Here is a 25,049-nt window from a genome sequence, read left to right on the forward strand (position 1 = left end):
GTTAATGGCAAAGGCAAAGGAAGGTGGCGTTTCACCCAGTCAGATCTCGGGTGTGTTATCAAAAATGAAAGGATATAAACCTAAGGATGCCATATACATTCCTTCTGGTGGGCTATACCTCTTTCAGGACGAACGTTCGCAGCTAATGGCAGTAACGACCGATGGCCGATACTCCCTTACTGGGGGAAGCCTTGTTGATGTAATTAAACGTAAACCTGTTCTGACTGTAGAAGAAATCAGGAATTCCTATTTTATTAGTCTTGATGAGGCCCCCTTCCCTCTGGAAACTGTAGCGTCCATTCCTCTGGGAAATTCAAAGCTTAAAAGACAAGCAGCCATTTTCATAACACTTGATTGTGACGGTTGCATGGAACTTGTTAAGAAATTCTATGCAGATCGGGACAAGTATCGGATAGATATTGTTTTAGTTCCCTCACCCGGTGAGCCAAAAGAAGAGCTTAGAAGGCTCTGGTGTAGTAAAGAAAAAGGAAAAATAAACAACCTCGATATTCTTCGTTGGCTAATGGGAAGCAAATCCGACATTGAAAAAAGATTGCTCTCTCAAAAAGAAGCAGAAGAATGTCCGGCGGAACCTTTGGTAGCGTCATTGATGCTCGCAGGAATTTATAAATTGCAGGGTGTACCTTCAGTTGTCAGACAGGATGGTTTGGCTGGTAATGGCATTCCAAAAGATTTCGACTACTGGTTGAACCAAAGCGTTGAACCTCTCTTAAAAAATCCATTTGAGACAAATTAAGGCTAGTTTATGAACATCAAAAGATTGGTACTCAGTGCTCTGGTTGTAGGTACATCCTCATATCTTACGGGGTGCTCCATCGGTAGTTCCGAATCCGAATGTCCAGGCATTGAAAAGGGCGTTATCTGTAAAGGTCCTCGCGAAGTTATGGAGTTAACTAATAATCGAGATGATCTGTCTGCACTGGCGGGGGAAGAGTCGGAATCGGGAAAGGAGAAATCGGCTGTCAATGACAGCCGTTATCCAACTGAAATTAGCCCTCCAGGGGAAGTCAAATATCCACAGTCTACTACCCTTAAAAATCAGCCTGTGGCTTATTCAAAAACCGAAATTAAGCCAGTTGGTCAGTTACCTGTCATGTACGATAAAACTTTAAAAATGGGTGCCCCTACTTCATCCATTGGACCACGGCCTATTTCTGGTGTACCGGTTAATTCAAACGTAAGGATGACTAGCAGTTATAGCACTGCCTCTTCAACTGGTAACCCTTTCGTTCATCCGGCTGCGGAAGTCGTTAAACAAACAAGCTATCCGGTTTCTGCTGGAAATGCCCCACGCTACGTTGCACCTAATTCTGATATCAGCCCTGGTAAGGATATGTACTCTCTTTACAATGGCCAGCCCGTTAACCCGACTCTCAACCCTGGGCAGATCCAGCAATACCGTTCGCAAGGTTATAAACAAGCTGTAGTGGCTCCTGAACCACTTGCTGTTCTGCAACAGGGGAAAGTAATGAGAATTACTTTTGCACCTTATACCGATGATAACGATGCGCTTAATCTTCCCGGCTACGTTTATGTCAACGTAAAACCGCAAACATGGATTGCTGGCAAGAATTCGACCTCAAACCCAGCTCGCATAGTTCCTTTAGAAGTACAGGATGCGGCCCGGGAAAATATGCAGCAGCAACAAAAAGCAACTAAAGCTGTCTCTTCGAACGGCATTGTTAGACAACTGTAAGGTCAAATATGGAAGCTATCAATAATTACAATAGCGGTTTAAATCGCCATCAATTAGGTGGGTTTATCCCTGTTTACGATCAATTAGCAGGGACTCACTATTTTTTGATTGATGGCAACAGATTAGGGTTTATGTTTATCTGTAATCCATCCCCTGGAGTTTTTGATAATCAGCAAGATGTTCTTGCTGAAATGTTCAAAATGGATTTCCCTACAGATACTGTCTGTCAAATATCTCTGACTGCATTGCCAGACCTGACTTTACAGCTTAGTGCTTGGTCAGCTGTGCGAGGTGGGCGTATGACTGGGAACGATAAGCTTAAAGCAGATCTGCTTAATGGTTATCAGTTGGACTACTACGACAGAAGTATGCATAAGCCTTTAAAACCTGATCATGATAACCTTATGTTGAGGGATTTTCAGGTATGGATCTCGCTATCGATTCCTTTACAGTCTGCCCTTCCTACCGAGCTGGAACATTCGCGTATCGATTCACTTTACTCTGAACTTGTAAGTAAGTTAATTACGATTGGATTGCATCCGTTTAAGGTCGATGCAGAAAACTGGCTCTATTGTATAGATAAGGTCGTAAACCCCGGAAAGAACTCCCGGTGGGCTGAAGGTTTCATAGACGTTAACACTATGAAAAGGCTTAATGAACAAGTTAACGTTCCCGGCCGTAAGTATACAGTCACAGAAAATCATTTCTCATCAGTCACACAAAGTGACGACGAATCTGAGCATCGTTACTTCAAACAACTTTCCGTTGTAAAGTTTCCTGAATACGTCAATTTCGGTTGTATGTATGAGTTAGTAGTTAACTGGATGCATGGACGTAAGACAATTTTCAGCCCATTTATGATCACTCAGACTGTTCAGTTTGCCGATCCGCTCAAGTTGTCAAAAGAAAACGTCCGCTACAAAGCAATCACTAATAAACAGGCAAGTATACCTTCAGTTGTCACATTCTGCCCTCGCCTGCGGGATATGGATAATGACTACATGGCCGTAACTCGCGAGCTTGAGGATGGCGCAAAGCTTTTAAGAGGGTATCTTACTTTCACTGTTATGGGTAGTAATGCCAATTCTGTGCAGACAGCAGCTAACGATCTCAAATCCTTTTACCTCGAAAGCCGGGTCAAAGTAGCAGATGATTCCTTTATCGTTTTCCCGTCATTTATGTCATGTCTGCCAATGTGCAATGACCCAAAGACAATTTTCGACCTTGACCGTTCCGAAGTAGTGAGCAACACCGGAGCGGCTCATATGACACCGATCTTTGGGCCCTGGAAAGGTAATACAGATAGACCAGTACTGAGTTTAGTTTCTCGTGAAGGTCAACTCATGGGACTTGATATTTTCAAGACTTCTGCAAGCTATAACATGGTTATTGGTGCAACGTCAGGTGCAGGGAAGTCATTCTGGACAGCATATCTAATCAATAACTATCTTGGAGCTGGACCGCGATCTAATAACCTCGTTCATTATCGCTCAACATTTAAGCATTTTTTAGAAAACGAATACCCAGATGATGATCCTGACGGTGCTCAAGTATTTGTTGTGGACGTGGGCCGTTCTTACCAGGGGATTGCGGAACAATATACAAACAGTCAATTTATTGATTTCGGTAAAACCCCTGACTTCACCCTAAATCCCTTTGCCTTCCTAACTGACATCACTGTTAACGACGATGTATTTAACGAAGCACCTGAATTTACCGGTGAATCAACTTCAAACGATGCAGAAAAAGACAAAGTTGCTCAGACCATAATGGTTTTGAATCAGCTAAAAATTATGGCTTCAGAGAAAGGCCTTATCGATGATTATCAACAATCAGTGATGCTTCAGCTTATTGCAGAAGAGTACCAAGAATCCAGAAAATCAGGTCGGACCGGTTCAATAACCGGCTTTGCTCTGCGTTGCAAGAAGCATGAAGACAAACGTATAAAGGATATTGGGGAGCAACTCGGAGCATGGTGCGAAGGTGGAATTTATGGGCACCGGTTTACCGATACGTTGCCTCCAATCAACTTCGACAGCAGATTTATTGTTTTGGAACTGGAGGAGCTAAAAGGCACCCCCCACCTTCAGACAGTTGTATTAATGTCTATCATTCAGGCTGCTCAGCATGCAATGTTCATCAAAAAAGATGGGCGTCGTCGCTTGTTCATCCTTGATGAAGCATGGGAGTACATTCGTCCTGATAATTCATCAGGTGCCGGAAATCAATCAAACCAATTCTTCTCTTCCTTCCTCGAAGCGGCATGGCGTAGGTTCAGGAAAACAAACTGCGCTGGCATCTGTATCACACAGTCGTTTGAAGATTATTTTACTTCTTCTGTTGGCCGGGCCCTGACTGCTAACTCGCCTTGGAAGATAATCATGAAACAAGAAAAAGAAAGCATTGAAGCAATGAAGGCTAATAAATATTTTTCTACTTCAGATGCAGAATATGAACGTATGAAAAATATTCGTACAGTCAAAAAGGTGTTTTCAGAGATGTTAGTCAGGTTCGAAAACTTCCAAGAGATCTGTCGGTTATACGTAGACCGGAAAATGGAGCTTTGTTTTACTACGGATAGTGCTGACAGGAGTAAATTATGGGAAATTCAAAGCCGCGAGAATTGTAGCTATGGCGAGGCAATAGAAATTCTCTATGCTCAAGAAGTAGCAGCGGGTTTGGCCGCGTAGAGTAAATATCTTCAAGCAAAAATAATTAAACCAGATGTCTCATAAGAATCTGGTTTTTTATTGTATGCCTTAAGTAAACAAATGAGGTTGTGACTTAATGAGTTCATCACTGTGCTGCAAATTTTGGTTTTATAATTAATGTGGTGTAAAAACAGTGACATAAATACAAATCGCAGTTAGGTTGTGTACGCATTAAGTAAACAAAATTTATAACTTCAATACTGACATTATAAGATGAAAATCACGTAAATTACATTTTTGTTTACCAAAGGTAATCAAAGTAGCGCGGCATTATTAGTGAAAACAGATCACTGGTGTCATTTTGCATACAAAACTTAATATCCTTTAATCATTCTTCTAAAAGTTTATTATTAACGGTTTGGTTTCTGAAAATTTATCCAATTTGCTCACCGAAGACTTTTAACTTATTTAACCCCCTTTATCGCCAAACTGTGATTTTCTAATGTTAGTCTACAGTTCTAGGGCCCTTGCTCCCATGATGCGAATCCTGCCACCTAATAAAGATTAACGCCTCATTCCTGTATGCCGGTCTTACGACGCCAGTGCACGGACTATTTTTGGTCATCACAAGGACAGGCGGGAGATTTAATCAGGGCGTGGTGTTGCTGAGCAGCAGCTGCGGCACTGTAAGCCGAAGGCGGAATTAACTCCTTTATCACCATCTGGGGACGTCATTATGGGTAGCCCTTTTAACTTGCTCAGGACCATTAAGCTAAAATTCCGGATAGCGATTGACGTAAGATTTAGGCTAAGCAGGTAAAGTGATCCCCGCTCCCGGGGTGACAACTTTATACAAAAGGCCGAGCGGAAGATTGTCCTTAGGGAATATTTCTTTAACACAGCACGGGCACTTACTCACGCTGCCGGATTTAACCCCCTTAATCGCCAAACTGGGGTTCTGTCCTCATGCTGGCCTTCAGTTCTGGGCGGGGTTGCTATCACTTGCTCCCTAATGCGAGATGTACCTGCTGATACAGATTAACGTCATATTCCTGCGTGCCGGTCTGCCGACACCAGTGCACGGGCTTTTTTCGGTCATCACATTACCGGGCAGGAGATTTTATCAGGACGTGGTGTGACTGAGCAGCAGCTGGGGCACTGTCATCCGCTTGCAGATTTAACCCCCTTAATCGCCAAACTGGCGTTCAGTCCTGATAGTGTCCTTCCGTCCTGGGCAGGGTTGCTAACACTGGCTCCCTTAATACGAAATGCGCCTGCTGATAAAGATTAAAGTCACATCACTGCATACCGGTTTGCCGACTCCGGTGCATGGCCTTTTCCGATAATCACAAGGACGGACGGGTGATTATATCTGTGCATAGTATGTCTGAGCAGCATCAGAAGGCACTGTCAGCCACTGGCAGATTTAACCCCCTTAATCGCCAAACTGGCGTTCAGTCCTGATAGTGTCCTTCCGTCCTGGGCAGGGTTGCTAACACTTGCTCCCTTAATACGAAATGCGCCTGCTGATAAAGATTAAAGTCACATCACTGCATACCGGTCTGCCGACTCCGGTGCATGGCCTTTTCCGATAATCACAAGGACGGACGGGTGATTATATCTGTGCATAGTATGTCTGAGCAGCATCAGAAGGCACTGTCAGCCGCTGGCAGATTTAACCCCCTTAATCGCCAAACTGGGATCAGTCCTGATAGTGTCCTTCCGTCCTGGAGAGGGTTGCTAACACTTGTTCCCATGATACGAAATGCGCCAGCTGATACAGATTAACGTCTCATTGCCCATGCCGGTCTGCCGACACCGGTGCATGGCCTTTTCCGATATTCGCAAGCACAGATGCTTGATTTTTTCAGGGTGTAATATACCTGAGCAGCATCTGAAGGCACTTTCAGTCGCTGTCAGATTTAACACCCTTAATCGCCAATCTGGGATTTTATGATGTTAACCTCCAGTTCAAGACCCTTGCTCCCATGATGCGAACCTTGCCACCTGATAAAGATTTACGCCTCATTCCTGTATGCAGGTCTTACGACTCTAGTGCACGGACAATTTTCGGTCATAACAAGACCTGGCGGAAGATTTAATCAGGCGTGGTGTGACTGAGCAGAAGCTGGGGCAATGTCAGCCGCTGGCAGAAAAAACCCTTATTCGCCATCTCAAACCGTCATTATGGGTAGTCCTTTTAACTTTCTCAGGACCATTAAGCTTAAACTCCGTTTAGAGAATGACGTAAGATTTAGGCTAAGCAGGTTAAGTGATCCCTCTCCCGGGTTGAACACTATATTCATCGTACGAGCGGAAGATTGTCCTTCGGGAAATATTTCTTAAACACCGCTCGGGATCTTATTGCCACTGGCGGATTTAACCCCCTTAATCGCCATACTGGGGTTCTGTCCTGATGCTGGCCTTCAGTTCTGGGCTTGGGTTGCTATCGCTTGCTCCCATAATGCGAAATGTGCCTCCTGATACAGATTAACGTCATATTCCTGCGTGCCGGTCTGCCGACACCAGTGCACGGGCTTTTTTCGGTCATCACATTTCCGGGCAGGAGATTCTATCAGGGCGTGGTGTGACTGAGCAGCAACTGGGGCACTGTCAGCAGCTTGCAGATTTAACACCCTTAATCGCCAAACTGGGATTCTGTTCTGATGTTGACCTTCCGTTCTGGGCGGGCTTTGGTTTACTAACACTTACTTCCATAATACGAAATGTGCTTGATGATGCAGATTAAATTCACATTACTGCATACCGGTCTGCCGACACCGGTGCATGGGCGATTTCCGACGATCTCAAGAACATATGGGAGATTATATCAGGGAGAGTAGTATGCCTGAGCAGCATCTGAAGGCACTGTCAGCCGCTGTGAGATTTAACCCCCTTAATCGCCAAACTGGGGTTCTGTCCTCATGCTGGCCTTCAGTTCCGGGCTGGGTTGCTATCACTTGCTCACATAATGCGAAATGTACCTGCTGATACAGATTAACGTCATATTCCTATATGCCGGTCTGCCGACATCAGTGCTTGGGCTATTTTCGGTCAAAACAAGACCTGGCGAGAGATTTAATCAAGCGTGGTGTGACTGAGCAGCAGCTGGGGGCACTGTCATCCGCTTGCAAATTTAACCCCCTTAATCGCCAAACTTGGGTTCAGTCCTGATGTTGGCATTCCGTTCTGGGCGGCGTTGCTATCACTTGCTCCCATTATGCGAAAAGTGCCTGCTGATACAGATTAACGTCATATTCATGCATGCCGGTCTGCCGACACCAGTGCACGGGTTTTTTTCGGTCATTACAATACCGGGCAGGGGATTAAATCAGGGCGTGGTGTGACTGAGCAGCAGCTGGGACACTGTCAGCCGCTGGCAGATTTAACCCCCTTAATCTCCACACTGGGGTTGCCTCCTTAAGTTGGGTTTCAGTTCGGGGTGAGGTTGCTAACTCTGCTCCCATAATTCGTAGTGTGCCTCCTCAAGAGATTAACACCTCATATCTTTAGACTGGACTGACGACAACGGTTCACAGTTAGGAAACGTATATCAGCACACCGGTGAGATAGATTTTAGGGTCTAAGCAAGAAATAGGGTAGGCGTGAAGATTCATTAATGGAGCTCTTAACTTCAAAGCGTAGAGAAGGAGACAAGAATCGTGGTTTAAACAGGTTGTGCATTAGGTATGGACTAGAGAGTCTGAGCTCACATCTGCAAGTTAAGCTCACAAAAAATCATAAAAAAGTAAACAAACATTAGCTTAAGATTGAAACTAAGGATAGAATTGTACGCATAACAAGGAAATGGACGCATTATACGTAAAGTTTACATATATGCGTAAAAGTCGGTTTTCAGTGCAAAAAGGTCATAACCATGAATTTACTTGAAAAGATCGCCCTCGTTGGTCAGCGCATGAAAAGCGAGCAGATTTCTCTAAAGGAATCTCTGATGGCTTCATCAAGAGTATCTGTTTCTGATGATAGTGTTGATGGTGTTGATAGACTGATCTATAACCACTGTTTGAATAAAAAAAATCTCTCTGATTTTTTTGGGAAGTCACGAGTAACGTTCAATAAAATACTTTCGGACTTAGAAGAAAAAGAACTTGTTGGTGCACCTATTTATCAAAACAAAAATCATCTTTACACCCGCTGGGATGTTCAAAAAATAATGGATGCCCTGGGTTATCCCAAGTACCGCGATCATTACTTTAGCAGAGCTATTGTTACTCAGAATCATAAAGGCGGTACAGGGAAAAGCACTACATCTGTAGCTTTAGCAGTAGCAGCTGCTTTAGATCTACAACTCAATGCACGTGTATTAATGATCGAATGGGACCCACAAGGTTCGATTGGAAGCAGCATGATTCAAAGTGTCTCAGAAGATGATGTCTTCCTTACAGCAATTGATGCAATCCTTGGAATTTATGAAGAAAATTCTGAGTATAAAAAATATTTAGATTCAGGATTCTCTGAAGAAGAAATCATCACTAATATGCCTTTTTCAACGCATCTGCCAAACTTGGACGTAATAACGGCTTTTCCGACAGATGCTCGTTTTAAAGATAAATACTGGCAATGTTCTAGAGAAGAACGTACGTCTTTGTTACTACGTTTCAAGGAAGTTATCTTACCGGTACTGAAGCAGAACTATGATTTGATTATTATAGACACTCCACCTGAAGATTCACCTTTGATCTGGGCTGCTGACGAAGCGGCCGATGGGATTCTTGTCGCAGTGTCACCACGTGAATATGATTACGCCTCTACTACAGACTTCATGCTTACAATAAGTGAAAGGTTTAAACAATCACCAAGTAAGGGCGACAATTTAAAATGGTTCAAAGTTCTTGCTGTCAATGTAGATGACAAAAGTCCATATGAAAGAATAGTTTTGGATAAATTAATCAGAACTGTTCAGGACCTTTTGATGTCCGCTAACATAAAAAATTCTGAAGCATTTAAGGCAGCTGCTTCCAAAGGGCGTACAGTGCTTGATATCAAAAAATCAGAGGAACTTTGTTCCGCAAAGCAGCTTGATGTCGCAGAAGAATCTGTATTACAGGTATATCAGCAATTTATAAATGAAATAAAAAGTTTTTCAGCTAAGCAAGGAGTTAACGCATGAGCGATGAGCAACATATCGGGAATGATAAATCTCGATATTTAAACGCACCAAAGCGGACAGAAGTCGGTCACCGTTCAGGTCTTGCGGGTTTGAAAACAGCACCTCGCATAAAAAAGTTATTCACTCTTCATAAGGGCCGGAGACTTGAAGCGGAACATGTGATTGTTCCAGCCCAGAGAGTGGAGAAGGAGACCTTAGTCCATCCAGCGAACCCACGAAATCAAGAAGCCCTTACAGATTATTCTGTTAGAGATATTCTTAAGCAGATTGAAGAAAGAGGGGTCGATACCGAAGGGATCGCTGTAAAAAGAGATGGGGTTTATTTATTAATAGAAGGAAGTCGCAGACGTTTCTGCTGTATAAAGGCAGAAAAGGATCTCCCCCTGTGGGTTCTTCCGGATGAACTAACCGAAGATGATATAAATTCAATTATATCCGCAGCACAAACATCTCGAAAATTTTCATATAGAGAAGTTGGGTTTCAATTTATCAAAAAAATGGAAGAAAAAGGATTTTCTACTAATGAAGAACTCGCAGCATATCTTGGGATTAGTCATGTATCGGTAGCCAAAAGAATCCAGGCGGCCCGTATTGACGAAACATTGATCTCTTTATTCCCGGATTATGAAGGAATCCCGAACTCCTATTATAGTCGCTTGTCTCGTTTACAGAAATATGTGCAAAAAAATCTATTTCCTTTAGATGAAGTAATAGATAATGTTAAAGAGGAAACAAAAGATTTAGACATTGGAGATCTCCAGGTTGCTCAAAAAGTTGTAATGGAAAAAATCACACAATCTGTGGAAAGTGTTTGTGAAAAAACTTATTCCACAAAATGGGAAACAAGTGATCTTATTACTTTTGATAACAAAGATAAGTATGCAAGAATCAGTAAAAACAATACTGGTAGAAAAATTCGCTTTGAATTCAATAGGATAAATGCGGGTTTTATTAAGGAACTAGAGGAGTTCATAAAAGAAAAATTAAAAGTATCAGAATAAATATTGAACTGCATCTTTATGATGCAGTTCATATGATTTATATTTTTAATTTCTTGTTATATTAATATGGGGTGTGCGCAGGTTCAGACATATAAGGTCTTAGTTCTATATGAACAGAAGCGCCATTCCCATCATTTACTACGTTTAAAGGTGCTTTTCCCGGCAATGACATAGTTGCAACGTCAGGTCCAGAAACAGCAAAATTATTTTCTGCTGAAGGCATTACTGTAAAAATCTTTATAGCAACATTTTCATGTCTAAATAATGAAATCCCAAAAGTAGAACCAGCTTCGGTATTGCTCACGTCCACAACCACAGGGGTTTTTCCTAGATATTCATTAGTTAGTATGTTTTTTACTAATGCCCCTTCCGGGACAGTATAGATACGGTATGGATATGCTAAAGCCGTGTGACAAAAACATATTAAAATAACAATTAATGTTTGTTTCATAGATTATCCTCATTCAAAAATAAAAGATATAACTCTTGAAAATCGTGGTTAGTAATTAGGTCCGCTTTTCCGGGAAAATCGTAACTAACAGAAAATAAAAGCGAAAGCGAATCTTTTCCTTTTGCTTTGGGAGAGATTCTGCTAAAAGCACGGTTAATAAACATAAGTTGATCTTCATTGTTGAAGCAAAGTCCAAGCATTCCAACCGTAGGAACTACGAATGTGCTTACGCTGCCTGGGGGCAAAAGTTGCTTACTACGGGCATTGTAAGCACAACGACTACCACCTAGCGTTAGGCCTGAAAGCTCAATAAAACTTCTGGTTCCATTCTTGGCGACAAGCCAAACATCAGTTCCTGAACTTTCGACACGTAAAGTAACTTTTCCGTCAGTAAAGGCCTCACTTTTATTGTATAGAATAGGGTCAAAACCAACTGTCGGGAGTTCTTCGATTTTACTTTCTACTGACTGACAACCAGTCAGTAATGCAAACAATAAAAGTGTGATAACTTTAATCATCCCGCTTCCTTAGATTGTTTTTGGCGCTCGTTATAAAAGATAATGATTCACCGGGGTAGAGAATTGTTTCTTTCGTCCAATAACCATAACCACCGAGGATATTTTTTCTTTTCTCAATATAAACGGGTTCAGAAAATACTAAATGTTGATATTTAGGAAGAGATAAGATTTCATATTTTCCTTGTCCAACTAAGAGGTAATTCTTCTCTTTAGGATTGATGGTTACTGGATTACCAACACTTTGAGGTATGTTAAGTTTTTTTATATTTAGGTCAGAATAGTCAGGAACGGACACTTGATCATTAGACGTATTTCCGGGAAGAGTAAACCCTTTACCCTGATCCGGTCCAAAGATGGCAATTATATCTTTGTTGTTTCTTGTGATCGAAACGATAGCCTGAAGGGGCGTATTAGCAAGGTCATTTATAAACGATATAGTTAGACTTGATTTTGGCTCGACCCAAACAATGCTTTTTCCGGATGTGCCTTCGCTTAATGCAATTTTTTCATTTAGTAAGATTTTATTTTTGGCAATGATATTATACTCAAGTTTTGGTATCACAATAAAAAGTGATTCTTTATTTGAAACATTCATGATTTCTAAGAAATTGGTTTTGGTCATGCTGGTCTTTAGAACAGGCCTATATTTACCATTTATAAACCACCTTCCGTTTATAAGCTCCGCTTTAGCAGATATAAGTGAATCACTTTTCTGTGCGGCAGAAGAAAAAGCATCTTTTCTATGCTCTTTCTCTTGATGTGGTGCAGCTGCTGCGTGAAGATGCAAAAGTAATGTTGAAATTGAGATAATCTTCCAATTTATCTTCATCTTGTTACCTCAATGTTGTTTTCAATCGAATCGAGTTCTAAAGGATAGGTTTTAAGTGAATAAAACTTGTTTGTTGTTTGTATTAGCTGATGACACAATAAAACTGGATTGTTCTTCATGATTATTTCTACTAATGTAAGTGCTGGTGAGTCAGTTTGCGGTATACCCGGAGCAACTATTACCTGGTCTTCTAATTTTGACATATAGAGTGATCCAGTATTTATATGCAAACAATTACCGATCAGTACTGGAAGATTGTTTTGAGTACGACCATGGGCTTTTCGAATGCTGTTTACAGGATTCCTACCTAGGACCATAAGGTTGACGTCATTTATCATCATTGGTATTACGGCATGGTCCATACCGAATAGAAACTGGCTCTGAAAAATATTCACATTGGCATAGTTGAATGCTTGAAGCGCATTATAAGTATCAGTGAATGATGTGCGGATAGGGGCGTAATCAGAAGGGCAAACCCCAATTTTTATATCGCCTTTTAGTAAAATCTGCATCATCGTACCAAGCTGGGTATTAAGAAGTTTTTTTACCTCTTCCTCTAAATAGTAACGATTCACAGCTTTATGCCACTTTCCGCCCATTACACACCATCTCTCATTGAGGTATGTGCTGGGGTAAAATGTTCTCCGGTCTTTGTTTAATGGTAACAATTTTTTTAACATTTCTTCTCCGGCTCCGGCAGCTGAGAAATGCCTCACAAAACGTCCATCGAAAAAGCCACTGTTTATCGCCTTCATCAATTCTATGGGTTCCGGCCCATAGTCAAACAAATTTCCAGTAGAGAAAATTACTATCTCTTCTTCTGGCTTTGTAACTGATTGGATCAAGTTGCACAGCGCAGAGTAATGTCCATGAGGATCTGCCAGAAAGAAAATCCTTCCGGAGAAGTTTGTAAGGTCTATAGTTTGGACGTGCTCAGCTGCCATAAATTCCTCTACGTATGTTTACATCGATGATACGGTATTTCGAACTATGATTTTTTTACAAAAAGGCGTCATTTTGGATTCTAAGCCTAAGGACCTTTGTTACTTACAGGTAAAGGCCCCAGTCCTGGCTCTCAAACAGTTCATACTTAGGATGCAAAGTAACTTTCTGATTATAATTGGCTCCTTTATAAACATGGTTAATACATGAATACAGGAAATTTAACGGTAAGGTATTTAAAATGGAAGGATGCTGAAATAACATAGACTTACGTATTTTTTTAATAGTGTTAATGTTGATAATAGGTCACCATTAATGTATAAAGTTAATATCTAATATGGTCCTATTAATAAAAGAGAGTTTTTATGGCTGAACTATTAAAATCTGAAAGTCCTGTTTCACCATCAGTGCAGGATATCACTGAAGCTTTAAAAATCGTTGTCGATGATGGAAGTAAAGCTGCAAAACTGGTTTGTCTTAATGAAAGAAACGAATTAGTTCCCTTGCTTACACAAAATAGTTTTGTTCCAGATTTCCGTGTTCGCCATGAGGGTCTCAATCCTTTTAACTATCTTATTGATGGGCTGGAAAGGTTTTCGCATCACAGCGAATCTAGTAACTCACTGGAATCGACTGATGTATCTCACCAATACGATGAAATTAGCCGGTTAAATGTTCACCATGCACTTCATGCTTCTGGTTTAGTTCCTCAGGATGTTCACCTCTTTGTTACTTTACCACTTAGCCAGTTCTATACTGCTTTAGGGGAAACGAATATTGAAAATATTCAGAGAAAAAAAGATAATCTGATGAAACCAGTAGAGCGTTATCTTGACGGTAAACGCTATTCTTTTAACGTTTTGTCTGTGACTGTTTTCCCTGAATCTTTACCAGCTGTGACCCGGGCAGATGAAATTGAGGATATTGCTTCATTTGAATCAAGTTTGGTAATTGATCTTGGTGGTACTACTCTTGATGTTGCAAGTATTACTGGGCAATTAGAACAGATTTCGAAAGTAAAAGGTTTTGACCGTATTGGTTGTTCTATTGTTTACGATGAGATCAGCAGGTATCTTGAATCTGAGAAACTGAATACGAGTAATGCTTACATTCATCATCTTGTTGATAATCGTCATGATAAATCAGCTTTGAAGGTTGCAGAGGACAAGCGTGACGGTGTTTTTGATGCGGTAAACTCTGCGGTACAGAAGTTGCAAAGTAAAGTAATCAGAGCGGTTACACAAGTCGAAGAGAGGCCTCATAATGTTTTCCTTGTTGGGGGAGGTTCATATCTCATCGAAACAGCTATTCGTAAACATTTTGAAACGGCTAAAGTTATCATGGTAGACAATCCGCAGTTCGCATTATCTTTGGCAATTGCTGATACTATTTATTCAGAATAATGAGCTAGAGCATGGCTAAAAACCCTATCTCAAATAAGGCAGATAACGACCGGATTCAGATCCGGTCTTTCTGGATATCCGAAAGAAAAGCACCCTATGTTTATAGTTTCTTGAAAAAAACAGAACTTTCTCATAGGGGTGACCAACTGGATTTAATTAGGTCGGCTATTAGTACCGGGTTGGTATTAAATAATTTATTTCCTGACTTGGCAAATTTTATAAATGGTTTAAACGAAAGATTAACACTTGCAGATCTTAATAGGTTTCTGAATGATGGAAATACTATAGATACTGAACCTAAGCCTCCTATTAATGTATTGCTAGAGAATGTCTTAGATCAAAAGTTTAAGGAGTATTTAACACCTCTACAATTAGATAATTCAAAGCAGGATTCTGTTTCTGTAAAAGAAACCTTCCTTGTACAAAAGGAACATGCCTGCTTTGGTGTGAAGATTGAAAATGAGGGAAGCGATACCTCTATACCATCTGAAAGCCCACTTTCTTCAGGTGCATCCAAAATTTCAAAAGAAAAGTCCATTTCCTCTGTGGTGCCAGTGCTAGAAAAAGTATCGGATGAAAATCAAACCGCCTCCATAAGCATAAAATCTAAAGCTAAGGCAAACAAGCGACTAGCGACTTTGGCAAGATAGGTGAGAGACAGTACAATCGACTTCTGAGTTCAACTTGTCTTACCAGTAAAGCCAGCATACTTGCTGGCCTTTTTTTTGTTATAATAAACTCAGGCTTCAGCTGAATCTGTAAAATTACTGTTAATGAAACGGTATTTTAGGTTAATTTGGATGCTGTTACAGGAAGTGCGGATTTTTCCTAAATTTGTAAAAAACCTAAGAATTATCTTAATAAATCTGGTACTTAATTATTATTTTACGTAAAAAGTCTTTGTGGTTTAATGGTTATGTAAGGATTTTTTGATACCCTTATACCCGATGGACCTAAGGTCACTGACAACGATGTTCATGTAGAATCTTCGTTTCTGTAATCCCTTTTGTCCTTGTCCCAAATGATTGATTATTATAATAAAGGCTGATCGAATGCTATCTCGCAACTCACTAATACATGGTTTACGCCGAGACCAGTTAATCGGAGTTCTGACTATTTCAGAGTTTCCGGTAGTTATGGTAGAAAGCCACTTCATTCAGTCTGAGGTTATGGGAATAAAACCCGTAATTTTTAATATTGATGAGCTTCTTGTTTCTATATCCCCAATTTCCTCTCTTAAGTTCGATTGGGAGTGGGCCCCAGTTGATACAATACTCATTGAAGTTATCATTCCACCTGTAGAGTCAGACCTTGTAAGTGCAGAAAATGACTTCCTCCGTGATTCTGGTATTGGCCATATCCAGTGCGAGCCTGGCGGAGCATCAATACGACGTACAGTTACCTTCGTTGGTGGAATAACCGCTGATAACTTACTGTATCAGTTGAGGCTTATGTGCGTAAGCGCGTTAAAACTTTTAGGAGAGGAACTGGGGGATGAAGTCTAAGATTAGATATGTTTTATCTGGTTTTGTTGTGTTATGTGCATTTGCTGGAGTTTATAAAATCCTAAACAATGTTCCGGTTAAACCTGACCTTTTGGACTTCACTGGAAACACATTTAAAAAGACATCACTCTTCCTGCCATGTGATAAAAGCTCGCCTTCTTTAAACATTAAAATTGCTGATAACGAGAAAATCGTGATCAACGGCATCGCTTCAAAAGTAACTTTTGTTGAAAAGGCTGACCCCGTCAAAAGCCCTGGTTTTTGTGATGATCTTGATCTAAACAATTCTCGCCTTGTACATACGGCATCTTACAGCCTGGTGATTTCTGAAACCAAAACAGGATTTACACTATCAAATTTCAAGCATCTTGCCGATGATGAATCATTAGGCGGTATGTGGTTTTATCAAAAGTGACTTTTTATATGGCAACTTCAGACTTCGCTCTTAAAAACCATAATGTTAAAGCATTTGGTCAGGATGCAGCCCTTGTCATTGAGATGAACAATGAAGATGTTAGCTCATCAAAACCTTCACCTTTTTCAAATGAGATTGATAATTATTATCTTACATTGCACGTCGCTCCAAGGAACGCAAAAAAAGATTATGACTGGGGCTCAAACCGTTCTGTACTTCTAAAATTGTCGACGAATGAAGTTATGCAGATGGCATCTGTATTTCTTAGAATCATGCATACTTTAAAGATTGATAAGAGGAAAACCTCACATCATGGCCACGTCGTATACAAAAATATAAGCGTTACCCCAAACGAGAGGGGCGGTTTGTTGTTATCCGCAGGGATAGTTCCAGTCGATAAAGATGGCTTAAAACCCTTCATGCACATGGTCCCCGTCTCACAAATGGATTGCGTTAAAATTGGCCTCTACATACTTGGATATCTTGCTCAAAAAACGCCCTGGGTAAGCTCCGAGTCTATAATTACCGCGCTTCGCTTATCTGAAGCCAAGAATTCAAAATAGCGCATTAACATACGGAATATACGGAAAAATACAGGTTTTTTTAAATGTTATACGAACGGATATTTCTGTTTTTCATCGTAAAGTGAGTTTAATTTTGCTCAGAAAAACAGGTATTCGTCATGAGAAAATCAGGTTTAGGTTTAGCCCTGTTGTTTTCTTTAATTGCTCCGATTAAAGCGGTCTATGCTGAAGCGATTATGATTTCAGGAAAGCTACAGGCTGATCTGCCAGCCGTATCCTTTGACCCGGGGCCGGGCGACTTTGTTGCATACGTTAATTCTAACACTATCACTGCCTCAGGTGCAGGCACAGCCTGTAATGTAACGGTTGATGATCGAGCGACTTCCTCTGTTGATAACCTCGTTTGTTTTTTTGAGTGGTTACCCAATACCTTGGGATTAACTTCTAACGGCTTCACTCTTTCAGGCGTTCCCAACACCACCGGTGATTTAAAACTACCTTACAAGATTTCTTACTTCTCTGGTTCTGAACGGAAAAAAGTTGAAATAGTAAAAGGTGAATATTCAATCAAAAGTGTGGCACCGGTAAAACCAACTATCACCGGTCTTAAATCATCCCTGAACGGATTAGTCTATGACGGCTTTTCTTTCAAATCGTATTTAAAGGATGAAGCGATCAAAGATATCGCTGTTTCTGTTGAACCCCGCAATTATATTCAATACATCTCAATAGGTTCAGGCTCCGCCTGTGAAGTACCTATTGGCGGAACTTCCTGTACCATTGAAGTTGGAAGCATTAAGGCCAGTGATACAGATGAACTTTTGGGTTCACGTGATATCACAATTACAGCAAACTCTAAGAATAATTATTTCGCACCTCCTGAATCCAAAAAGCTTGTTGTTAACTGGGATTATCGGCCTCCTGTAGTAGACCATACACTTTGGAATTTTACCGATGAGGCTAAAACAATCAAAGTAGGTGGCCAGGACATCTATACCGGAGCCAAAACCGTTGCTGTGGCCGTTAAGGTACCCCAGCAAGAAACAGAAGGTGAATGGTGGCTCCCAACAGCTATGTCGCTCACTATGACTCCGGATGGCGTGTTTAAGCCGACGACTAAAGTGACTTTAGATGATGGCACTGAGATTGATTTCAAACAGTCCTGGGCAACCCCTTTACGTAGAACTTTACAGCCGGTAAGTGGACCTCAAAAAGTCGGTGATGAGTACCTCTATATCTTTGACTTAACGGATCTTATAAACGGGTCCTACGCAGCGACTTTTACAGTAGAAAATACGAGCAAAAACTCTTCTACGTACACTGAGCCTGAAAGCAAACTGATGCTGTCTGATAACCCAACGCTTATGGTTCTCAAAGATGGGCAGGTATTAACTAAACGAGCACCCGTATACTTCCTGAACGAGATTATCGTTGCAGCTTTCCAGGGGCAGGCTGGGGTTGCTGACATAAAATCAGTAACAATAGACAACAAAGTAGTTTCGTTAACACCTACAAATTATAAAGGTATTTACTACCTGCCGGTTGGAGACGATTTAGCAGTTAATTCGGATCACGAGATTACTGTGGTGGCTGAAAACCTTTATGGAAAAAACGTAAATTTCAGTACCGTGTTCACTTATCAACCTACTGGATTCACTCTTAAGAATCTGGAAAAAAACGTAACTCTTTACTCGCGCGTACGTCAGTATACGGACCTGCTTAGTCAAACAGCTGGTGATAAATGCACTCTGTTTACCACAGAGGAAAATGCGAATGCTTACCTCGCCTGGTATGGGGAAAAATCAGATGTTACAGCATGCTACCCTCAGTGGAACAATGTCCCTGATGGGTTGGAGTTCTATTTTAAAGGACGTACCCCGGGTCTAACTGGATTCTTTAATAAAACAGGTGAGAATCTGCTCGACTATCAAGTCTATATGATTAACGGGAAGGGCTCTAAAGCGGTTTCCGCAAGGAATCGCCGTACTCTGACCACACAATTACCATACAACCCGATCATCTCTTACAAAAAGAATAAAGTCATAGCAGGCATCAATCCGAACACTGCTCTGGCTTATACGACCGGGGGGGAGGCCGCTCGAATATTAGCGAAGGTGGTACCAGCTGACGTTACGATGATCGTCTCTCAAAACGGCTCTGAGGCTGTCAAAACGTCATTTAAAAATCGTTCCTCAAACAACGATGCAACGACCTTTGTACAAAGGGTCAAGGTTGCTGCTGCACCATTGTGGACAAAGAACGTCTTTGACATAGCTGTAGAATACTCAAAGGATCCAGAATTAAGAACTACAGACACCCTCAACGTATATACGGTGCCTGATTTCAATATTCGAGCATCGATGGAAGTGGATGACAAAAAAACAGCCACATCTCTTGAAGTGCCCTTAAAGGTAACAGTGGGGCGTTATAACAACTCCACACGTAAAAGTGCATTTGACCGTAAAACAATGGGAGAATGGGACGTCACGATATACTCTCAAAAAAGTGTATACGGCAAAGATCCAGAAACAGGCCGTTATAAAACTACATACGAAAGAACTGCGCTGACTGAAGCATTGCCGGTCAATGATGCGGGCATTGTCGAAACCAAGATTAAAATTGAAAATATGGATCTGGGTAATATGCGTCTGGTTGGTGTGGCTAAGGTCAGATCGCCATTCTCTGATTTTGAAATGAAACGTGAGACCAGTGCTGTAGGCATTCGAATCTATAAAGGTGAGGAACTGGAGGGTAACCTGTCGAAAAGCCTTATTATCGGAAGGATCCCACTTAGTACTCTGGTAAGCTTCAAATCTGCCAGTACGGCTAACTCTGATGCACTCGCCCCCACCGAATGGCAGCAGTCCTCTGATAATGGTCAAACCTGGACCATGCTTTCCGACATGACCGGAAAGAGAAGTGTAAGTATCAAAAAGACAGAAGTAGGAAAGTGGCTTTATAGGGCAAAAATGACTAATAAATTCACATCCAAGATTTCCTACACAGATGCCTTAACGGTAGTTACCTACAAGCAGCCTAAGCTCAGTATAGATGTTACAGACATTCTTCAGGGCTCAGATATACCTGTAACCCTGCTTGATAACGATGAACCTATACCAGCAGGCACCGCTGAGGTTCTCTGGTCAGAGGATAAAGTCAACTGGGTGCAGGGAGATACAACTTACACTGTGGCTTCAGCTGATACCCTACCGTCTACGATTTATGCCCGGATGCGTTACCTTGATTCCGATGAACTGGCAGAGGAGTCTTCATGGAAGGAAACGTCTGCTCGGTTGGCAGCCGCAAAACCCAAGCGCCTTTCTGTCTCGGTAACGGGGGTTTCAAAGGTAGAGGTTGGTCAAAAAGTTACTTTGGAAGGTAAGTTCACGAACCCTAACAGTAAGTACCAGAATGGTAATAACGTAGTTGAAGAATGGAAAACACCGGATGGCCAGACATTTAAGGGCTCTTCACTGTCTGTTACCCTTACTGAGCAAATGTTGGATAAACAGGGATATGCTGCTTTTGAATACAGTGCATGGTTAGCGGACAATAAGGAGAATACGGTTTCTACCCGTAGAGTTTCTGTCAAATCGTGGGTTTATAAATTTCCCGAGATGAAAATAAGCTCCAAACTTAAATACGACATGGCACCGACCACCCTACGCGTTGCGTTGAGCGGTATTAAGGATGGAGACTATCCTGGTGTTACTTATTCCCGTGAATGGATCTACGACAAAGAGAATCTGGTAATCACTAAAGATGAAGGTGACACCAAAGAATTTACAATTGAAAATCCTGGCAAATATACATTGATGGTTGTTTTCAAAGATAACCGAAACAATGAACAGCGTATCGAAAATACCTTTGTTGTCGATGAACAAACGCCAATGAACGTTGAGATGACACCCAAGTTCTCTAACAAATATATGAGAGCTCCACTCGATGTAACCTTAAGGTCAAACATCAAGCTATCTCATTCGGCGGACTCGATAGATACGGTCACATACAAGGTGAACGGTGAAGTAATACCCAGCGGCAAAAATTATTGGGCTCAACTGATCTCGGGTTTAAAAGAAAAGAAATACGAGATTACAATTGATGTTGTTAGTAAACTTGGACAGAGAGGTTCAGCATCTGTTGAGTTTGATGTCGTTAAAAACGCAGTGCCTAATTGTACATTGAGCTACACGGAAACCAACCTAAGCTGGAGCTTTACCAATAAATGTGATGATACTGATGGAAAAATGGTTAGATATGAATGGTTCATCAACGGCGAATTAAGGAACGTTTTCGGTAGTACGGCTACACTTTCTAAAAACCTTAACCGTGGTAAGCAGGACATAAAAGTAATTGCTTATGATGATAGTGGAGACTTTGCAACACAGCACGTGACAGTTTTCGGACCGGCTGAAGAGGCAAGTAAGTCTGAAAACACTGTATCAATACCAAGCAGTGAGTAGTTAATTTTTAAATATAAAGCCGGGACATTATGTCCCGGCTTTTTTATACCCAATAATTGGACCTTTGAAAAATTAATGTCGGAAAGTAACTTTGCTCCAAAGGCATCTTTCATGGCCGCTAACAAAGCTGCGTATACATGCTGAGGAATTAACATTCTTATAGGTGAATATTAGGTTAGTTTGCAGACTTCCGAGCGTTGAAAAACATGGATAATAGTTACTTGGATAGAGGTGCATCTGCCTAGTAAAAATATTCTTCAGTGCCAGTGAGAAAAATATGAGCGACTACATACCTAAAAAGAGAGGGCTGCTTATACTGGATTGGTATGTCCCCCTTAATATTTTATTGCTGATTCTCGTTATGTGTGTCTTTTTCACCCGTTATACATTTGGATACGGTTTATTGAATGGGTGCCTGCCTGCTGATTTTTATATGATTGATCATTCGGATAAAAGTATTAAAACTGGTGAACTCATAGCATTTAACATGCCGAAATCGGTACGTTTTATCCCAGAAAATGAACGAGTCATAAAAATTGTTGCCGGTGTGGGCGGTGACAAACTTAAAGTAACAATGGATGGGGTTTATAACGGGGACAAATTTTTTGAAGCTAATGCACGTCGTATTTCGAAGAAATACAATATTCCGTCCATTTTGATTGAAAAAGAATTGATAATTCCTGAAGGCGAAGTTTTCCTAATTGGGCAAACCGATCACTCATGGGATTCCCGTTTTTGGGGAACAGTAAAGCTGAATTCAGTAATTGGGAAAACATATGCGATCTTTTAATGTAAATAAAAAATATTTACCAATACTTCCTGGACTTGCGTTATGTGCAGTTTTAAGTAATACAAATGCAAGCACTGAGTATCAACATGATGCTGACCTAATCGCTCAGCAAGCAAAAGGGCTTGGGGCACAGGCTAAAGGTGCACAGCAGCCAGATGGGGCTCTTAGCCTTGATGCTACGCTAAAATCACCAGATGTGCAGAAGTACATAGCGCAAGCTGAAGCACTCCAAAAAAACCAGGACCTGAGCAAGCAAATAAACCGTGGTTACGTCCCCGGTATGAATGCGGATAGTGTTCAAGCAGTTATAGACCATACCCAGGCTATCAGGGCCCAAAGTAATAACTCTGAAGCTGTCAACGATATAATTAGAAGACGTGATGAAATTCAAGAAAACGCCAGCCTTAATGAAGCGGCTCTGAAAGCTGTGGAAAATAAGCCGGAAGTCATGCGAGGACAATCTAAAAATATCGAAAAATTGTTTGGTTCCTCGGGCATCACAGCTGCTGACTTCGAAAGAAAAATGGATAGCACACGTGAAGAAGCACTATCAACTGAAAATGGAATAACGATCTTTGCTTCATTTAGCTTGCCGGATTATGTACTGGAAGACCTTCTACGTACGGCCTCAGAGCATAAAGCTCGTGTAGTTTTCAATGGTCTAAAGAAAGGAACTACTCGGCTACCAGAGACACAGGCAGCAATAAACCAAATGATTGTCAAAGGAAAATTTGAATCTCCTTTGATTACAATTGATCCTGATAGCTTCAGTCAGTATCAAGTAACTCAAGTACCGACAATTATTTCTAGGGAGCAAGCTCGTTTTGCAAAAATGGTAGGCTCCTTCAACGTTGAGTTTTTTCAGCGAGAACTTGCTAAAAAACCCGATCAGGATATTTTCCCGGTTGCTGGTACCACTTATCCCGTTGAAGAAAAGAGCATCATTAAAGAACTGGAAGAACGTGCACAAAAATATGACTGGGAAGGTGCAAAAAAAAGGGCCGTTTCTGACACATGGAAAAATCAATGGATGGTCGACCTCCCTCCTGCCCAGGAACACAAAGAATTTTTAATTGACCCTACAGTGAGGGTCACTCAGGACGTAAAAGATAAGCAGGGCCGTGTAATAGCTTCCGCCGGTGAGTTGATTAATCCACTTTCGAGATTTCCTCAAAACCTGACGATGATAATTTTCGATCCACTCAATCCGGGCCAGCTGGTATGGGCTGAGCAGCAGTATCGACAACGTCTGGGTAGTGGAAAAGTAATGCCAATGTTTACCCGTATCCAAAAAGATAATGGATGGGATCACCTAAATGATTTACGTGAAAAATTTAACGGTAAGGTGTTTAAAGTTAACGAACAGATTATCTCACGCTTTCAGATTAAAAACACACCTGCGCTTATAACTACTGACCAAGATAAATTCCGGATCACCCTGTTTAGCGAGGCAGAAGTCCGTGGTATCGGAGCCCCAAATCTTTCAGAGGAAAAATAAGATGAAACTCGGATTTATTATAGGCGCTCTCTTTGCAACATGGCTGACGCTAAATTATCCGGACCAGATGAGAAGTTATTTTACCAAAGCCGTCGACTATATCGAAAGTGTTGCAACATTTATTACATCCAAGTGAGCATGATGGTGAAAAAATTCAAAAAGTTACTTTTAGAGTTCATTGTAGCAGTTATGCTTTCGCTTTCTATACCGGGTATGGCTATGGCAGCAGATGCTGGAGTCCCTGGGGCTATGTGTCAGTCAGCTGGAGTGTGGCAGGGCTTGATTAAGAATATCTGTTGGAGCTGCATTTTTCCCATGAGGATAATGGGCATAGGGGCAGCTCCAGAAGGCGCTGCTCCTTCACGTCCGGGTTGCTACTGCACAGATCAGAACGGCGTACCGGAAATAGGTTGGCAATTGAGCTTCTTTCAGCCGGTGAAGATTGTAGAAGTTGTAAAGAGCCCCTGGTGCAGCCCCTTTCTTGAAGGCACGATGCTTCAAAAATCGCAGTTTGATATTGGTAAAAGCAACACAAATCAGCCAATGACAGCAACTGAAGCCGGATTTTACGATGTTCATCTTTGGGAGTTCCCAATCATGACAATGCTCAAATTACTGATTATTGGCGAGTGCACTGCTGAACCCTATATAGATGCCAGCCTGACCTATATAAGCGAAGTGGACCCTATGTGGGAAAGTGATCTGCTTACACTCGTCCTGAATCCAGAGGCAGTAGTTTTTGCAAACCCAATTGCCTCAATGGTGTGCGCTGCTGACTGTGTAGCAGTAACAGCAGGAAAGGATAATCTCGCTGCATACTTTTGTGCCGGATGCGATGGCAACCTTTATCCATTAACCGGCCACATTTACGCAAATGATGACGCTGTAAGGACGAGTTCACTGATAACCCAGCGTCTTCTGACTAAACTACATCGCCAGGGAATGCTGATGCGAACGATGGGAGCAGACGCAATGTGTGAGAAAACGTGGGAATACTTTACACCTCGTTCCCAGTATCGGCTTTCAATGCTTTTCCCAACTCCTGAGGCGAAAGGGCCGGATTGCTGTCATCGTCTTGGTGATTCGGTACATGACTGGTCAACCCTTAAAGGTGGGCGCAAAAAAATAGGCAATGATAATTATGTCTATATGTTGTGGCGTTACAATGACTGTTGCGTCAGATATATACCAGGCGCTTGATTTCTAAGGGT

19 protein-coding genes are annotated in these 25,049 nt (G+C 41.5%); 15 read left to right on the plus strand and 4 right to left on the minus strand.

Going from position 1 to position 25,049, the window contains the following annotated elements:
- Nucleotides 1-4: 4 nt before the first annotated feature.
- The 6 genes from htdT (at nt 5) to ACSIPU_RS24475 (ending at nt 10,500) form a co-directional block, all read left to right on the plus strand.
- Nucleotides 5-757: a protein-disulfide isomerase HtdT gene (htdT, locus tag ACSIPU_RS24450; RefSeq protein WP_182911723.1), complete on the plus strand. Its 753-nt coding sequence runs from the start codon at nt 5-7 to the stop codon at nt 755-757.
- 9 nt (nt 758-766) lie between these two features.
- On the plus strand, nt 767-1,717 hold the full coding sequence (gene trhV, locus ACSIPU_RS24455; RefSeq protein ID WP_001022588.1) for an IncHI-type conjugal transfer lipoprotein TrhV: 951 nt from the start codon (nt 767-769) through the stop codon (nt 1,715-1,717).
- 8 nt (nt 1,718-1,725) lie between these two features.
- Complete coding sequence (locus ACSIPU_RS24460; protein ID WP_000387412.1) at nt 1,726-4,407, plus strand: TraC family protein; 2,682 nt, start codon at nt 1,726-1,728, stop codon at nt 4,405-4,407.
- Nucleotides 4,408-6,955: 2,548 nt separating this feature from the next.
- Nucleotides 6,956-7,117, plus strand: coding sequence for a hypothetical protein (locus ACSIPU_RS24465; RefSeq protein WP_001371949.1), 162 nt, complete (start codon nt 6,956-6,958; stop codon nt 7,115-7,117).
- 1,128 nt (nt 7,118-8,245) lie between these two features.
- The gene (locus ACSIPU_RS24470; RefSeq protein ID WP_001050364.1) at nt 8,246-9,499 is read left to right on the plus strand and encodes a ParA family protein; all 1,254 of its coding nucleotides are present in this window, start codon (nt 8,246-8,248) and stop codon (nt 9,497-9,499) included.
- Nucleotides 9,496-10,500: a ParB family protein gene (locus ACSIPU_RS24475; RefSeq protein ID WP_001278838.1), complete on the plus strand. Its 1,005-nt coding sequence runs from the start codon at nt 9,496-9,498 to the stop codon at nt 10,498-10,500. Before ACSIPU_RS24470 ends, ACSIPU_RS24475 begins: the two co-directional genes overlap by 4 nt.
- Nucleotides 10,501-10,561: 61 nt before the next feature.
- Here ACSIPU_RS24475 and ACSIPU_RS24480 read toward each other — a convergent pair whose 3' ends face one another.
- Genes ACSIPU_RS24480 through ACSIPU_RS24495 form a run of 4 tightly spaced genes read right to left on the minus strand, consistent with a single transcriptional unit; the run spans nt 10,562 to nt 13,242 of the window.
- Complete coding sequence (locus ACSIPU_RS24480; protein WP_000815011.1) at nt 10,562-10,951, minus strand: hypothetical protein; 390 nt, start codon at nt 10,949-10,951, stop codon at nt 10,562-10,564.
- On the minus strand, nt 10,948-11,469 hold the full coding sequence (locus tag ACSIPU_RS24485; RefSeq protein WP_000598517.1) for a hypothetical protein: 522 nt from the start codon (nt 11,467-11,469) through the stop codon (nt 10,948-10,950). The genes ACSIPU_RS24480 and ACSIPU_RS24485 overlap by 4 nt, the downstream gene beginning before the upstream one ends.
- Complete coding sequence (locus ACSIPU_RS24490) at nt 11,462-12,298, minus strand: hypothetical protein (protein ID WP_000700976.1); 837 nt, start codon at nt 12,296-12,298, stop codon at nt 11,462-11,464. Before ACSIPU_RS24490 ends, ACSIPU_RS24485 begins: the two co-directional genes overlap by 8 nt.
- The gene (locus tag ACSIPU_RS24495; protein WP_000718595.1) at nt 12,295-13,242 is read right to left on the minus strand and encodes a metallophosphoesterase; all 948 of its coding nucleotides are present in this window, start codon (nt 13,240-13,242) and stop codon (nt 12,295-12,297) included. The genes ACSIPU_RS24490 and ACSIPU_RS24495 overlap by 4 nt, the downstream gene beginning before the upstream one ends.
- 363 nt (nt 13,243-13,605) lie before the next feature.
- Between ACSIPU_RS24495 and parM the strand changes: the two genes are divergently transcribed.
- From parM to trhU, 9 genes are all read left to right on the plus strand, one after another.
- Nucleotides 13,606-14,643 carry a plasmid segregation protein ParM domain-containing protein gene (gene parM, locus ACSIPU_RS24500; protein WP_000818954.1) on the plus strand — a complete coding sequence of 346 codons (1,038 nt, stop codon included), beginning with the start codon at nt 13,606-13,608 and terminating at the stop codon, nt 14,641-14,643.
- Nucleotides 14,644-14,654: 11 nt separating this feature from the next.
- Nucleotides 14,655-15,293: a hypothetical protein gene (locus ACSIPU_RS24505; protein ID WP_001107538.1), complete on the plus strand. Its 639-nt coding sequence runs from the start codon at nt 14,655-14,657 to the stop codon at nt 15,291-15,293.
- Between the two features lie 402 nt (nt 15,294-15,695).
- Nucleotides 15,696-16,148, plus strand: coding sequence for a H transfer determinant A (gene hdtA / locus ACSIPU_RS24510; RefSeq protein ID WP_000952689.1), 453 nt, complete (start codon nt 15,696-15,698; stop codon nt 16,146-16,148).
- Nucleotides 16,138-16,563: a hypothetical protein gene (locus tag ACSIPU_RS24515; RefSeq protein WP_000836981.1), complete on the plus strand. Its 426-nt coding sequence runs from the start codon at nt 16,138-16,140 to the stop codon at nt 16,561-16,563. The genes hdtA and ACSIPU_RS24515 overlap by 11 nt, the downstream gene beginning before the upstream one ends.
- A gap of 8 nt (nt 16,564-16,571) precedes the next feature.
- Nucleotides 16,572-17,126: a plasmid transfer protein gene (locus tag ACSIPU_RS24520; RefSeq protein WP_000235773.1), complete on the plus strand. Its 555-nt coding sequence runs from the start codon at nt 16,572-16,574 to the stop codon at nt 17,124-17,126.
- 119 nt (nt 17,127-17,245) lie between these two features.
- On the plus strand, nt 17,246-21,550 hold the full coding sequence (gene rsp, locus ACSIPU_RS24525) for an IncHI-type conjugal transfer protein RSP (RefSeq protein ID WP_001232109.1): 4,305 nt from the start codon (nt 17,246-17,248) through the stop codon (nt 21,548-21,550).
- Between the two features lie 277 nt (nt 21,551-21,827).
- Nucleotides 21,828-22,340 carry an IncHI-type conjugal transfer protein TrhF gene (gene trhF / locus ACSIPU_RS24530; protein ID WP_001286760.1) on the plus strand — a complete coding sequence of 171 codons (513 nt, stop codon included), beginning with the start codon at nt 21,828-21,830 and terminating at the stop codon, nt 22,338-22,340.
- Nucleotides 22,327-23,838, plus strand: a complete 1,512-nt coding sequence (locus ACSIPU_RS24535) for a TrbC family F-type conjugative pilus assembly protein (protein ID WP_001256132.1) — start codon at nt 22,327-22,329, stop codon at nt 23,836-23,838. The genes trhF and ACSIPU_RS24535 overlap by 14 nt, the downstream gene beginning before the upstream one ends.
- Nucleotides 23,839-23,982: 144 nt before the next feature.
- Nucleotides 23,983-25,038: an IncHI-type conjugal transfer protein TrhU gene (gene trhU / locus ACSIPU_RS24540; RefSeq protein ID WP_181231580.1), complete on the plus strand. Its 1,056-nt coding sequence runs from the start codon at nt 23,983-23,985 to the stop codon at nt 25,036-25,038.
- The last annotated feature ends 11 nt before the right edge of the window (nt 25,039-25,049 follow it).

This window comes from Klebsiella sp. HN106 (assembly GCF_051209435.1).
In the GTDB taxonomy this organism is placed as follows: Bacteria; Pseudomonadota; Gammaproteobacteria; order Enterobacterales; family Enterobacteriaceae; genus Klebsiella; species Klebsiella oxytoca.

Excerpts from the sequence above, each read along its gene's own strand:
- htdT (WP_182911723.1), top strand. The coding sequence starts at position 5 with ATGGCAAAGGCAAAGGAAGGTGGCGTTTCACCCAGTCAGATCTCGGGT.
- trhV (WP_001022588.1), top strand. The coding sequence starts at position 767 with ATGAACATCAAAAGATTGGTACTCAGTGCTCTGGTTGTAGGTACATCC.
- ACSIPU_RS24460 (WP_000387412.1), top strand. The coding sequence starts at position 1,726 with ATGGAAGCTATCAATAATTACAATAGCGGTTTAAATCGCCATCAATTA.
- ACSIPU_RS24470 (WP_001050364.1), top strand. The coding sequence starts at position 8,246 with ATGAATTTACTTGAAAAGATCGCCCTCGTTGGTCAGCGCATGAAAAGC.
- ACSIPU_RS24475 (WP_001278838.1), top strand. The coding sequence starts at position 9,496 with ATGAGCGATGAGCAACATATCGGGAATGATAAATCTCGATATTTAAAC.
- ACSIPU_RS24480 (WP_000815011.1), bottom strand. The coding sequence starts at position 10,951 with ATGAAACAAACATTAATTGTTATTTTAATATGTTTTTGTCACACGGCT.
- ACSIPU_RS24485 (WP_000598517.1), bottom strand. The coding sequence starts at position 11,469 with ATGATTAAAGTTATCACACTTTTATTGTTTGCATTACTGACTGGTTGT.
- ACSIPU_RS24490 (WP_000700976.1), bottom strand. The coding sequence starts at position 12,298 with ATGAAGATAAATTGGAAGATTATCTCAATTTCAACATTACTTTTGCAT.
- ACSIPU_RS24495 (WP_000718595.1), bottom strand. The coding sequence starts at position 13,242 with ATGGCAGCTGAGCACGTCCAAACTATAGACCTTACAAACTTCTCCGGA.
- parM (WP_000818954.1), top strand. The coding sequence starts at position 13,606 with ATGGCTGAACTATTAAAATCTGAAAGTCCTGTTTCACCATCAGTGCAG.
- ACSIPU_RS24505 (WP_001107538.1), top strand. The coding sequence starts at position 14,655 with ATGGCTAAAAACCCTATCTCAAATAAGGCAGATAACGACCGGATTCAG.
- hdtA (WP_000952689.1), top strand. The coding sequence starts at position 15,696 with ATGCTATCTCGCAACTCACTAATACATGGTTTACGCCGAGACCAGTTA.
- ACSIPU_RS24515 (WP_000836981.1), top strand. The coding sequence starts at position 16,138 with ATGAAGTCTAAGATTAGATATGTTTTATCTGGTTTTGTTGTGTTATGT.
- ACSIPU_RS24520 (WP_000235773.1), top strand. The coding sequence starts at position 16,572 with ATGGCAACTTCAGACTTCGCTCTTAAAAACCATAATGTTAAAGCATTT.
- rsp (WP_001232109.1), top strand. The coding sequence starts at position 17,246 with ATGAGAAAATCAGGTTTAGGTTTAGCCCTGTTGTTTTCTTTAATTGCT.
- trhF (WP_001286760.1), top strand. The coding sequence starts at position 21,828 with ATGAGCGACTACATACCTAAAAAGAGAGGGCTGCTTATACTGGATTGG.
- ACSIPU_RS24535 (WP_001256132.1), top strand. The coding sequence starts at position 22,327 with ATGCGATCTTTTAATGTAAATAAAAAATATTTACCAATACTTCCTGGA.